At 41.2% G+C, this 12,989-nt stretch carries 10 protein-coding genes; 3 read left to right on the forward strand and 7 right to left on the reverse strand.

What is annotated here, in order from left to right; genetic code table 11:
• Window positions 1-65: 65 nt before the first annotated feature.
• Window positions 66-857, reverse strand: coding sequence for a phosphate uptake regulator PhoU (locus tag ACHZA2_RS13940; RefSeq protein WP_319580209.1), 792 nt, complete (start codon window positions 855-857; stop codon window positions 66-68).
• Between the two features lie 357 nt (window positions 858-1,214).
• Here ACHZA2_RS13940 and ACHZA2_RS13945 point away from each other — a divergent pair, with 357 nt between their 5' ends.
• The 3 genes from ACHZA2_RS13945 to ACHZA2_RS13955 are packed head-to-tail and all read left to right on the forward strand — an operon-like array spanning window position 1,215 to window position 2,543.
• Entirely contained in the window at window positions 1,215-1,424 is a 210-nt protein-coding gene (locus ACHZA2_RS13945) for a hypothetical protein (RefSeq protein WP_319580210.1), read from the forward strand.
• 45 nt (window positions 1,425-1,469) lie between these two features.
• Entirely contained in the window at window positions 1,470-1,949 is a 480-nt protein-coding gene (locus ACHZA2_RS13950; protein WP_319538177.1) for a hypothetical protein, read from the forward strand.
• Between the two features lie 36 nt (window positions 1,950-1,985).
• Window positions 1,986-2,543: a flavodoxin family protein gene (locus tag ACHZA2_RS13955; RefSeq protein WP_319580211.1), complete on the forward strand. Its 558-nt coding sequence runs from the start codon at window positions 1,986-1,988 to the stop codon at window positions 2,541-2,543.
• Between the two features lie 7 nt (window positions 2,544-2,550).
• Here ACHZA2_RS13955 and ACHZA2_RS13960 read toward each other — a convergent pair whose 3' ends face one another.
• The 6 genes from ACHZA2_RS13960 to ACHZA2_RS13985 all read right to left on the reverse strand — a co-directional run bounded on the left by ACHZA2_RS13960 (window position 2,551) and on the right by ACHZA2_RS13985 (window position 12,591).
• Window positions 2,551-4,434: a CHAD domain-containing protein gene (locus ACHZA2_RS13960; RefSeq protein WP_319580212.1), complete on the reverse strand. Its 1,884-nt coding sequence runs from the start codon at window positions 4,432-4,434 to the stop codon at window positions 2,551-2,553.
• An 822-nt stretch (window positions 4,435-5,256) separates the two neighbouring features.
• The gene (locus tag ACHZA2_RS13965) at window positions 5,257-6,228 is read right to left on the reverse strand and encodes a hypothetical protein (protein WP_394698596.1); all 972 of its coding nucleotides are present in this window, start codon (window positions 6,226-6,228) and stop codon (window positions 5,257-5,259) included.
• 89 nt (window positions 6,229-6,317) lie between these two features.
• Window positions 6,318-7,925 carry a Ppx/GppA phosphatase family protein gene (locus ACHZA2_RS13970; RefSeq protein ID WP_319580214.1) on the reverse strand — a complete coding sequence of 536 codons (1,608 nt, stop codon included), beginning with the start codon at window positions 7,923-7,925 and terminating at the stop codon, window positions 6,318-6,320.
• A 346-nt stretch (window positions 7,926-8,271) separates the two neighbouring features.
• The gene (locus tag ACHZA2_RS13975; protein ID WP_319580215.1) at window positions 8,272-10,170 is read right to left on the reverse strand and encodes a PAS domain-containing sensor histidine kinase; all 1,899 of its coding nucleotides are present in this window, start codon (window positions 10,168-10,170) and stop codon (window positions 8,272-8,274) included.
• A gap of 1,012 nt (window positions 10,171-11,182) precedes the next feature.
• Entirely contained in the window at window positions 11,183-11,575 is a 393-nt protein-coding gene (locus ACHZA2_RS13980) for a cupin domain-containing protein (RefSeq protein ID WP_319580216.1), read from the reverse strand.
• A gap of 23 nt (window positions 11,576-11,598) precedes the next feature.
• Window positions 11,599-12,591, reverse strand: coding sequence for a TIGR03557 family F420-dependent LLM class oxidoreductase (locus ACHZA2_RS13985; RefSeq protein WP_319580217.1), 993 nt, complete (start codon window positions 12,589-12,591; stop codon window positions 11,599-11,601).
• Window positions 12,592-12,989: the final 398 nt, after the last annotated feature.

Below are 12,989 nucleotides of genomic sequence, written 5' to 3' on the forward strand. Positions count from 1 at the left end.
AGGAAAAGTGAAAGAATCGCTTTATAGAGGAATATCTTGTATCAGGAATAGGAGGATAGAGTTTTTCACAACCTTATGCGCTTATGTGTCGGGAGGTGAGGATCTAATGATTTCTGGATAATTAATTGAGTGTCATTGGAGACATGATCCATATCTAACTTACCAACACACTTCGCTATGAGTACTGTATTATCTGCAAACCTCTCAATAATTGTTCCTACCTGGTAATAATGAATAATCTCGTCAATTGATAACCTGGTCTTATTACACAGGTCTAGGTTTTCTATTATCATATTTGTTAGTCGTGCTAATAACCAATATATGCGATCTACCTCTTGATCACATTCAATTATATTGTAAGCCTGTGACTTGTTGTTATCAAACAATGCTCTTGAAGAGTTTGTCTGCATATCCTTTGCTATATTATACATACGACGAATTAGTTTCTCTACTGGTATATCGTATGGGCTAATAAGATCACAAAGAAAAATTTTGTCAGTCGTTTCTTCAACTATCTCAAATCCTATCACCAGATCAATGAAATTTCTGACCTCATGAATGAGAGATATTGGAATTGGTTTATCTGACCTGATCTCGATTCGGTTATACCCACTAATATAAACACCTATCAGTTTTCGAAAGAACAATGTTGGATTCTCATCGGGTCGTATTTCCAATAATTTCGTCCTGCAGATGCTATTTCCATTGAGATTCGTTGTGATAAGAAGATCGCCATTATCTTTAAAAATCACTCCAACTGGGCGATTTTTATGAACTTCATACGTTTCAATCCATTCTTTGGGAAGTGAGAGCGAGAATGATGAATTGCCACTTGTCTGGACCTTTCTTATCTGCATCTGATGAGAGGTCATAAAAAATCAGATTATATTGTGAGTAATCGGTGGTTTAATTTAAAAGGATGTTGGTAAGAAATTTGCTGTGGAAGTAATAAAAATCCCGATATTACTGCCATACCTTTTTCCCCACCAATATTACAATCTGTAATTTATTTGATTTCGATCAATTCAAAAAATATGGCCAGTATATTAAAAAAAAGAAATATAGCACCCATTATTGCAAAAAATAGTTCATTTTCCCAATATATCTCAAATTATTAAAATATAAACTGATAGAAAATATTATTACGGTTTGTATTACAATATGATTACATGTCAAAAGCAAAAGGAAAGTCTCAGATTAGTGTATCATTACGTATGCCAACTGAGTTAAAAGAAACTCTGGATGAATATGTCACATTAAACAAGTATGATTCGTTATCTGAAGCGATAATCGCAATTTTGATCGAGAAACTGAATCCTCCAATTCCGGGATTATGCCGGGCCTGCAACTATCAGAATCCATCTGAAGCAAAATTCTGTTGCCAGTGCGGTAAAAAAATCCCGGTCATTTCTGAACAGAAATAACCAGGCATAGAATGATACCGAAAACAAACATGAAAGGAGGCCACGATGGGCTCTGATAAAGTAGAGAAAAGACTACCTGATGACATTATTGCTCTCATCGATCAGGAAGCATCTTCAAAAGATATGAGCAGGCAGGAGATCATCTCGTTGCTTATTACTGCCGTTAAAGAGGCAAATCTTGCAGAGGAGAACAAGGAGTTAAAACGGGATATTGAGTATTTACACAAGCAACAAAAGGAGAGCGTGTCTGAGATACAGTTTCTCCGTGATGAGATCAGCAAATTTTCATCAGGATTGACATCACTTGCCGTTACCCTTGGTGAGGGAAAAGCAAACGACGCCCAGAAATCTGATACTGATTCGTTTTCATCCCAGATTCAGGAGCTCTCCGATGAGATCACTCACTTAAAAGAGGCTGCTTCTGGTGAAAACCAGACCGTTGTTGAAAAGAACCTGCCGCTGATCATTGTGAGCGTTCTTGCAGGACTCCTCCTGATATACCTCATCATCAGTAAGGTAATGTAACATGAATTCTCGATTTCGAACATTTGAGGGATAATTATGAAGATTACGACAATCTGTGGAAGCAACAGAAAAAAAGGTGCAACAAGAGGCATTTTGGAAGCGTTTGAGAGCGGATTAAAGGATGCAGGAATTCCTGGAGTAAAAATGAAGAAGTACTCCTTGTCAGATGTCCACCTGGAGCCCTGCAAAGGCTGTTTGAAGTGCAAGAAAAAAGGGCACTGCGTAATACCGGATGACTTTGGAAAGATTGCATTCCGGATGATACACAGCGATCTCATCGTTCTGGGATCGCCGGTCTATTTCTCTGATGTCAGTTCACCGGTAAAGGCCCTGATTGATCGGACTGTTTCACTCTGGCACACAAAACAGTTGAAAGGCAAGAAGGTGATCTTTGCAGCAGCCACCATGGAGAGTGGAGCTGAACACACACTTGAGACTCTCAAACTCTGGGCACACGATCATGAGATGAACGTGGTCTCCACAATTGAGGGGATTGGTGAGGAGGTTAAGGATGCTCTCAAAAGTGAGAAGACAACACAGGGAATAAAAGACTCAGTAGATGCATTCAAGGCAACTCTCCCGAGTGAAACCTGACGAACTTCTAGCTTTTATTTTTTTGTTTTGTACGATTTTTTGCTGAACGTAACGAGCATCCCATTATTGCCATCTGTTCAAACTCTTTCGGAAGATTGTTCTTGCGAATCTTGGTTACCGCTTTTTTGATATTGTAAGGAACACGGATTTGAACAATGGAGAACGGGTTGAAGGTAATAACCGCGTACGAGGCCCGGGGATCCCGGTCCTCCTGTCTCCCAACACTCCCACAGTTTAAAAACGATGTTCCTTCCACCTCTTTGATGAACGGAGAATGTGAATGCCCGGTAATTATCACATCAGCCGCCGAAGAGGTTGCAAGCTCACATAATCTGCTGTAGGGTGTATCTGCGGTCAGGTATTCTGTAATAGATTCAGGGCTGCCGTGAGTTATCAGCAGTGTCTTTCCCTGAATTTTTAATCTCAATGTATTGGGGAGTTTTTGTAAAAATGTACTATTTCTATGTGACAGGTTATCGTGTGTCCACTCCATGGTGATCTTCTTTTCATTCGACTTCACCTTCCTGGACTTCCACTTTTTTGTGATGATATCAAGGTCATAATTTCCGATAACTGAAAAGATCTGGTTATATCGCACAACATGAATAACCATATCAGGAGAGGCTCCATACCCGATACAGTCCCCTGCGTTGATAAAACCAGAGACACCACGTGTTTTTGCGTCATTGATTACTGCTTCCAGTGCAGGAAGATTTGCATGTATATCACTGATACAGGCAATTTTCAGGTTTGGTATGAGTTCATCGATCTTTTCTTTTTGCAGAGTCTCATTATTCAGAATTGAGATTTTGGCAGTGATGATCTCAAAGAGCTCTTCGCTTTTAACTCTCTCCCAGGCCTGTACGAGATCATGAAAGATCTCGTCGCGTTTTGTCTTCTGATCATCCAGGAGTTTAAGAATTCCAAGGGCGATGAGATCGTATATCTTGGTGTTCCCGGCATAATCCATTGCCAGACTCTTTTCTTCTTTAAGAAATCCCGGAAGGAACTCAATCCATACATCACATTCATGAAGCGATTCGAGAAGGCTCTGAACTGCTTTGATATGCTCGATCTCTTGTTGCAGAGATTCGAGACAGATTTTAGAAAAGGTTTCCAGAATAAATATGATCTGTTTTGTTATGATCCGCATCTTGTGATGCTTTACGTGAGCTGTCGGATCACCCAGATAATGGCTATACTCAGTAAGAACATCGAATTTTCTGAGTAAAAAGTAACAGAACTGTTCGTTTGCGTATACTTTTTCATCTGGATGAGGCTCGGAGGGCATATCCTGAATGTATACCTGTAAATCTTCGTTAATTCGCTGAAGCGTATTACATTCTGCAGTTTCACCTGTTGAAAAGAGTACATGCTCCTGGATCTCATTTCTTTTCTGCTTGAGACGGAGCAGGAGGCATTCAATACCGATATGATGAATCTGATCCGAATCAACTGATAATACTGCAGAAACATTCTCTTCGTGAGAGGTACCTGATATCACTTCAGTCTCATGGTGATTCGGGTGGTTTACCAGAATGGTAGATGAACGAAAGAAGAGTGGAGAAGACTGCTTGTGAGCGGTGTGCGTAAGAAGTGATTCAACATACGAGATCTGAACGTCAAGGTCCCGTGCTTCACTCAGGGATTTTGTGAGTTTTCTTAACGCAGGTTCCCAGTATTTTATTCGTTTGTGAGAGAGACATGCCTCGAACAGAGACAATGCCGTTCGAATCTTGCGGGTAGTCACCCTGCACTGGTGAAGAACCTCACTATCTTCAGCAGTACTCACGTCTTTGAGGAACTCTGATAACGTATGTGTAAGCGGAATAAGAGTATCTGCCGCATATCGACAGAAGAATGCTTTTTTTCGCTTGCATGGATATTTCATAGAATCCTCTGATTAGGGCATATATCTACAATGAGGTATACTGATGTGACAAGTCTCTTTCTTCAATGTCATCGGCAATATTTATATCTATAGTGCATGGCATCGTTTTTGAATGACCGAAGTAAATATTGGTCTTTTTAGAGCGTCTAATAGAATTGCACTTCATCGTGTACGGCACACTCTCAATGAAATTGTGTTATTACCCATATTTCCCAACCAGTACTGTCAGAGTCAAGAGAAAATTTCAATTTGTTTTCTGGTTTTTCATATAGTTCCTATTGAGGAAACAAGTATAAACAGATCAATTGAGTGCATATACTTTCTCTAGTAATTCTATACTAAACCATTATTCTGCTGTACATGAAAGAAAGTAATATGGAAAGCGGATCAATATCAGCCGATTTCAACGGTTTAGCGAAAAATTCGTTACATTCATTACATCTTTGTCCACGATGTTTTCCCTATATAGATATTTATTGTGAGATCTGCCAAGGCCATGGGGAATATATGCTACAGGCCCCAACTCACCACGACATTTCACGCTGAAATCAATAAATCGAAATTATTAGAGTTGATCGCCCGGGATGATCCTGAACGATACAACAGGTCTCCTACTTTTCGAAGAGTGTGTGGGTTTTGGTGCCTCAATAATCAGGAATGACATCCCTTAACTGACCAGGCATCATACTTCGCAATTCGTGTACACGCGTCTACGAAACCTGTTTACCTTGGGTTATCAAAAACCCCAACGGTGCCCCGTTGGGGGCCCCAGACGAGACCGACGAAAAAGACTTTTTCATGAAAAACATGTGTACACAATAGTCATATAAACGTGTCAGAATTACACTTGTATTTAAGATCCGGCCTGTTAAGGGTGTAAAGAATACTCATATCAGCCATCCCAATCGGTCCCCTGGTTCGGTAAAATATCCTGGAGAATTGAAGGAGTTTGTCACAGATCACTCCACAGGTTATCTTGTCCATCTGATACGATACTTCGATTCGCACGGTGGTATTTTGCCTTCGCTCGTCCGGGTTATCAGTCTCTTCAGACCTTTCCTCTTCTTTGTTCAGATTCAATGACAGAGAACGTGAGTTCCTTGTCACTCGAAACGGATATGAGGCTACAATCTGCATCCCGGGAAAGAGAAGATCAAGGTTGGAAGATATAAGATCCTCGAGAAAAACCAGATCATACCGGGTGGAATTCACAGATGGCTGCTCACTCTCAATTGGGATCAGACGGGGAAACAGGTCTTCTGGAATTTTTATCCTGACAAATAGCTCAGGAGACTGTGGTGTCTCTTTTAGAATAACTGCCAGATTCAGGGACAGGTTCGATATATATGGAAATGGATGGGTTTTATCAAAAGCCAGAGGAGTTACAATGGGAAAGACCTCTTTGTAAAAATACTCCCGAAGTCTTCTTTGGTGATGCTCATCAAGTGAATGAATCTGGTGAATAGTGATACCATTTGCAAGGAGATCTGGAAATATTGAGTAGTTCCAGATCTCATCTTGTATTTCAAGTAATGGATACAACTGGGCATACAATTGTTCAAGAACCACGGCAAGAGCCCGATTATCTGGTTCGAGGGTCCCATCGTTTTTTAGATGAGAGGTTAAATCAAGAACCCTGGTCTTGAAAAATGTATCCAGAGATGTATGAAACGTTACAAGAAAGTTCACGCGTTCAAGAAGGGGATATGTCCTATCACCAGCTTTTGAGATTAGGTACTCATGCGGCTGTATCCAGGACTTTATCTGATCATAGATGGGCCCACTGGATTGCAATATAGGAGGATAGGTTTGATAGTTTATCATATGCTTTGATTTTTATGAGATTCGGTATTTCGGATTGTTATAATGGGCGGATTTTCGTGTCAGGACGTTACTTCGCCACATACAGAGTTTGTAAGATCTTTCTGTGACAGATGAGAGAGCATTGCTCGTAGTTCCACTCCGAATATCTTCCTGAATAACCCCTTGTCGTCATACATTCCTGCAAGTTCCAGTGATATGTCATCCGGACACTCGATATCAAGCGCTACTGCTTTATTTGTAAGATTATTAAATGTTACTCTTGAAATTCGTCCGTCATGACTCCGATCAAGGTTTTCTGCAATTCTCAAGAGGTATGAGAGAACTTTTACCCTTCGTTGGTCAAATTTCGAAAGTTCAAAGAATGGTTCGTCTTTTTCTCGTGCAACCTTTTTCCGGTGATATCTGGCAATGAGGGCAATGATCTCTTTTTCATCATAAGAAAATCCAGGCATATGAAGCGACCGAATCAGGTAATATGAGTGATACTGATGCTTAGAATATGAAATAATATGGCCAATATCATGGAGATACGCAGCATATGTAAGCAGTTCTAACGAATCACCAGGGAGGCTGAACAGATGGATCTTTTCACCACTTTCATAGAGCATGGTAGCAATATTTTGTACCCTCTCTGCATGAGGAACGTCGATTCGGAATGTCTCTCCTATCTCCTGAATGATCTGCTGCCTGAGTGATTCCACTGTTCTGATACTTGTATTCATATCGGTACGCAGATACTCCTGAAGCAGGCCATCCCGAAGACCACGGTCCGTGACTTGTATCTCCTGAACATCCGTCGTCTGAAGGATCATCTGAAGTATACAGGCCCCGGCGATTATGATGTCGGCTCGGGCAGGGTTTAATCCTTCAATCTTTCGCCTATCTTCAAGAGACTTTTCCCCAAGGTACTCAATTATCTGGTTTATCTCATGGAGAGTAAGGACTCCGGCAATATGGGTGGGAGCCGTCTCTCGATAATTTCGGGCAATTGTTTCCAGAGATACTATAGTCCCTGAACTCCCGTATGCCTGGAGACATGAGTACTTCTGCAGCTCTGGGATGACCGGAGTTATCTGTTCACGAATAGAGTTCCTGATCTTGTCAAAAAGAATGGAAGTATATGCTTTTCGGTATCCTGCCGGAGCAACCTCCTGGGTCGTCCGAATTGCACCAAGTTTTATACTACACGAGAAAAGTTGTTTGTATGCATCACCAATACTGACTTCTGTGCTTCCTCCACCAATATCAATAAAGAGAGTATGTGATCTCTTGCAACGGATATCATTTTGTATTCCAAGCCATATCAGTCTCGCTTCTTCATTTCCTGAAATTATCTTAATATCTACCCCGGTTTGAGAAGAGATCTGATCTATCAGATCTCTCCTGTTTTCTGCTTCACGTAATGCAGATGTGGCAACTGCGATAATATCTTCTGCCTGAACTTCCCTGGCTAACTGAATGAACCTGATTAGTACGGTTTTTGCACGGCTGATCGCCTCAGGAGTAATCCGATTTCTACCAAATTCTCCTTCACCAAGCCTGACTACCATCTTTTGATCAGTAAGAACCTTCCAGGATATGGATTGGGAGAATCGTACAACTAAGAGACGAATTGAGTTTGTCCCGATATCAAGGAATGCAACCGTTTTTTTCCTGGTAAGATTCATTGATATTTTCCCCCATTCTCATGAAGAGCAATTCAGGTTTACGCCTGAATATGACTTAATGAGAGGATATCATGGAAGTCCTTACCAATAATAATACTCTATTGGAAGTATGGGAAAATCATAGATCCCGATGAACTGAAGTGACGCTTTTTTTAAAAACACCCATGAGGCGTTGTCTCATGGGTGTTTTAAATAACTCAAATAGATACGGATTTTCACAATTTACGTTTACAACCGGTAACAAATCCAATATCTGATTGGATATGTCAGTAATATGAACAGTGATTTTTGGATTCGTAAAAAGGAGTCCTGATATCGAAGTTACAATACCCTACACCCAGATAGGCTAATTCTGAAGTTTCCATAACTCATTCGGGATACTGATCTCAAACCGTGCACCTTCACCCTCTATCCCGGTCTCGCGAATTGATAAGCCGGTAATGTCCAGGATCTCACGAGTGAGAAAGAGTCCAAGCCCGGTATTGTGCCCGACACCCTTCTCAAATATCTGGTCTTTCATACCACTGACAACCCCGACACCGTCATCCTCAATAATCCAGACGATCTGATCAGGTTCTCTCCGCCAATAACTGGATATCCGGGTTACCTTCTTTCCATATCTCAGAGCGTTATCGACAAGATTGTAAATCACTCTTTCAAGAAGTGGATCAGCATACACCATCAGATCATCAAGAGAGACCTCGACAGAGATATCTCCAAGCTTCAGACTTTTTATCGCATTACTAAAGACGGCTTGTGCATTGTGCCATACCGGTTTATTCACACCGATATCCTGATAATCCCTGGAAAATATGGCCTGTTCCTGAATGAGTACTGCTGTCTGGTATGCTTTAAACAAATATGAATTTCTTTCATCAGGATCTTTTTCCTCGATGGCTATGGCAAGGTATCCCAGTACTGCTGTTAAACTGTTTAAGATATCATGCCTGGTGATAGATGAGAGAAGATGAAGCTTTGAGTTTATACTTTCAATTGTCCGTTGTGCAAGTATCAGATCGGTAATATCGATAACAACACTTACAACTCCTTCAATTTTTCCGGATACGTCCTTAAGCGGGGAGAATCGTCCTCTCAAATACTTTGTTCTCTTTGAAGTTGGATCTATCATCTCTTTATCGAATGGTACCTCTCTTCCCTGGAGTGCCCTATCGAGCATGGCATCATAATGAGCGAATTCTTTAAAATCAGTATTAATCTGTTCGAATGATTTTCCTTCAACAAGGGAAGGAGTAATATTAAAAGCTGAGCACATGCTGATGTTTGCCAGAGTAAATCGTTTATCCCGGTTTAAGCATGATATCCAGACAGGAACTGTGTCAATGATAGAGCGGAGATGTAATTCATGAGCGATTAGTTCATTCTCATACCTTTTTCTCTCATTGATATCCCGAACTGATACAATAACTCCGGTGATGGTATTTGATGCATCCACATATGGTGTGTATATCACCGAGACCCAGCCAGACTTACCAGTTGAGGGAATGTGATAGTGGAGATCCTTTGATATAGATGTAATTCCTTGAAGGGCCTCACGAATCAGAAATGGAGTATCATCTCCTTCCAGCTCAGGATTGAACACATCTGAAGGTTTTCCAAGAATATCTGATGCAGGAATTCCGGTAAGTTCTTCCATATATCTGTTCCATACCCGGTATCCCTGCGCAACATCATAGACGATTATCCCTTCGGTAATATTCGATAAAATATTTGAAATAAAAAGATTGGTTTCCTTAATCTCCTCTTCAATCTGTTTCTGCTTTGAGATATCCTTCATTGTGATTAGAAATAACTCTTGGCCATCACGATATAACACATCAGCAGAGAATAGAGCAGTGATAGTTTTATTATCTTTTGTGCGAACTTTGAGCTCAAAATCCCTCGCAGGGTGTTCTCGTGTACATGCAGTGATTATTAAATCACGTTCTTCTTTGGAACCAAAGATATTGAGATCAAATGAACGGTGTCCGATTGCTTCTTCCTGAGTATACCCATACGCCTGGAGAAATGCCTTGTTTACCTCGACAAACATCCCGGATTCTGGAATTGTTAATGACATTGAGATGGGATTTTTCTCAAATATTTCTTTGTAAAAACTATCCCGGGATGTTACACCAGATACTATCTTCTGGCATTTGACGGCATTATTGATAAGTGAGGATAAATTCAAGCCCCAGTGCTCTGACTTCTCCTCAAGAATAAAATATCCATCAAGAAATGCTGTCAAAGGATCATCAAATGGCAGGATATTACCATCTATGCTACAATAAATGAGGGGAATCTGCGGATGTGAATCTCGTACTGACACTAGTTGCGAGGATAGATGATCATAAGAATCTGATTGGTCGAAAAGAAACAGATCCACAGTATCGAAAGGTCTATCCATCCAGTTGTCTGTTGCAGTACAAACAAATGAGCCATACGGTTTCAGACCGGCCTCTATTTTTTCTACATACTGAGAGCTATATCCAAAGCAGAGAATATGTATTGGATGTATGTCTGCCCTCATTGAATGATTCATTAGGGGAATTATGAGTATATATGTATACCCTATGTTTTTGCATGAAAAGTCTTTTTCATCGGTCTCGCCTGTGGCCCCCAACGGGGCACCGATGGGGTTGTAGAAGGTCCACATTTTTGCTGACATCCATAGAGAATGTGATACTGAGAAGAAAGGATACGAAAGGCACATGAAAAAGATGACCTACTCCGATGAAAAACTGAAATATGAAGTATATTGTTGAGTTTCCCTTATGTCGGAGTTAAACGAATTGTAACGGAGTAATAATGATGTGGCTCTTCATCAATTTCAGTGGGTAAGATATAGGATTGGCCCTAAACCCAATTCATATTTGTTGCCGAAGAAGTTTTTCAATGTGCTCTCCATATATCTACTCCATGGGAAATATCCTCTCTCCGATTTGGTGAAGGAGAACGAAATTAGAGAAATGGATTGATTTTAAAAAGTGTCTAATTTTTCGTGCCCGAATGCAATTCTTTGGATTGTGACATACATGATACAACAACCAGAACCTGGAGGCATTTAGATTTTTTGAGCATCAAATGTTAATTCATCCTCGAATTCTAAGAGTTCAGTCCACGAATTGTGGAGTAAAAAAAGTAAAGGTTCCCTGGGCACGGGAAAGAAGTGGATTCACCTTATTAATGGATACTTTGATTGCCTTTGTCATGAAAAACCCGGTTTATGCAGTACCGGGTTTTTCATGACAAATGAATGCTCATCCAAGGGCAGGAACAAAGGTAGCGGTTATAACCAGGTCACTATTTCCTGCCTTGACGGTATGAGAAATACCCGGAGGAGTAACATACGTCTCTCCGATGGCCACCTGTGTCTCCTTTTCCTTGATGACAAACGAACCATTCCCGTTCAGAATAACATTCCATTCCCACTCTGTGTCATGGACATGTGAAGGTACTTCACAATGCCTGGTGATCCTGACAAGGTGATAACTGAATGCCCCACCGGTGTCTTTCCCGGTTATGATATCCTTTAGTGAAACACCCACCCATCCTGGAGGGGTATACCAGGATTTTTTGTTGATATCCTCCTTGTGATCAGGAAAGACAACTGTCCCCTGATCAAAAATCCTTGATACATCGGTATGAATCATAGATACCTCAAAAAAGTGAAAAATTATCCCTTTACTGCTGGGATAACATCCTTGAAGATATCAATACCGTAATTCACGTTCGGACTGGAATTACCAAGACAGAAGTGTGTGATCCCTGCCTGTTTAAACCGCTCGATCTCTGCAATCAGACCTTCTGCGTCGGTTGCACACAGGAAATTCTTCTGAAGAACATCTGAATGCACCAGGTTTGCATGCATCTCAACCTCTGGCGGATCGCTGACACGGTACTTGAACATTGAAGGGACGAGACATCCTGCCCAGAACCTGTTTCCTTCAACAGCCTTGTCAAAGTCAGGATCTACCGAGTACCAGATCAGCATGGCCTTCTCCATCTTCTTTGGATCCTTGCCAGCCTCCCTTGCACCCTCTTCAAACTTTGGAATGGTGACGTTTTTCAGTGTATCTGTATCGGCTGACACTGTCATCAGGTGGTCACCATGTATTCCTGCAAGTTTGGCACCTTTTGGACCCATTCCACTGAAATAAAGTGGAACGTTATCTTCAGGTTTAGTGTACAGGAATGCCTTTTCAAGGTTGTAGTACTTGCCAGTGAACGAAACCGGAGCTTTTCCATCCCAGAGTTTTTTCATGACCTCTATCGCTTCAATGGTCATTGCCTGACGCTCGGGAACACTGGGCCACTGGGCTGTTACCGGAACCTCGTTCAGAGCTTCACCGGCTCCAACGGCTATTCCAACCCGTTTTGGATACATCTGTCTGAGTGTCGCAAAGGTCTGTGCCACTACTCCTGGATTGTACCTAAGGATAGGGCAGGTGATACAGGTCGAGACAAATGCCTTCTTGGTTGCCTGAAGAACTGCTCCCATCCATGCCCATGCCTGTCCGCACTGAGCATTGGTATGATACCAGGGATGAAAATGATCATCAACCCAAATCGATTCAAATCCTACTTTTTCTGCCCTGACCGATTGTTCAAGGGCATCCATTGGTTTATACTGTTCTATGGATGCAAAGTATCCAATTTTTGTTTCCATTTGCATGACCTCGTATACAACGAACAAACCATGCATGGACGATTGGCTGATGATCACAATATTGATACCCGGTGGTGAACAATATCTGCATCAGCGATTTTTCAACCCGGATTCATGGGGAAATTTGTGGTCACCTGAATCGGGTTGACTCGCCCATGTGGTACGGCGTTTCTCTCAACGGTGAACGCAATCGTTCACACACGTTCATCAACAGTTCGGTATTTATCTCTGTTTTTTATTGCTCGCCAATGAACTTCTGGGTGAGTAGTTGAATACATATGCCACAGATTAGAAATATTTGGATTAAATCCCTTATTTATGAAAATTGACTCAAATTTTAAAAAAACCTGGTCGTTTGGTATATGATTTTTTATGTTCAGGTTCTTAATCACAATAAT

The sequence above is a fragment of the uncultured Methanospirillum sp. genome (assembly GCF_963668415.2).
In the GTDB taxonomy this organism is placed as follows: domain Archaea; phylum Halobacteriota; class Methanomicrobia; order Methanomicrobiales; family Methanospirillaceae; genus Methanospirillum.

Bases quoted from the DNA above. Each gene is read 5' to 3' on its own strand.
- ACHZA2_RS13960 (WP_319580212.1), bottom strand. From the start codon at position 4,434: ATGAAATATCCATGCAAGCGAAAAAAAGCATTCTTCTGTCGATATGCG.
- ACHZA2_RS13945 (WP_319580210.1), top strand. From the start codon at position 1,215: ATGCCAACTGAGTTAAAAGAAACTCTGGATGAATATGTCACATTAAAC.
- ACHZA2_RS13955 (WP_319580211.1), top strand. From the start codon at position 1,986: ATGAAGATTACGACAATCTGTGGAAGCAACAGAAAAAAAGGTGCAACA.
- ACHZA2_RS13985 (WP_319580217.1), bottom strand. From the start codon at position 12,591: ATGGAAACAAAAATTGGATACTTTGCATCCATAGAACAGTATAAACCA.
- ACHZA2_RS13940 (WP_319580209.1), bottom strand. From the start codon at position 857: ATGCAGATAAGAAAGGTCCAGACAAGTGGCAATTCATCATTCTCGCTC.
- ACHZA2_RS13950 (WP_319538177.1), top strand. From the start codon at position 1,470: ATGGGCTCTGATAAAGTAGAGAAAAGACTACCTGATGACATTATTGCT.
- ACHZA2_RS13980 (WP_319580216.1), bottom strand. From the start codon at position 11,575: ATGATTCATACCGATGTATCAAGGATTTTTGATCAGGGGACAGTTGTC.
- ACHZA2_RS13970 (WP_319580214.1), bottom strand. From the start codon at position 7,925: ATGAATCTTACCAGGAAAAAAACGGTTGCATTCCTTGATATCGGGACA.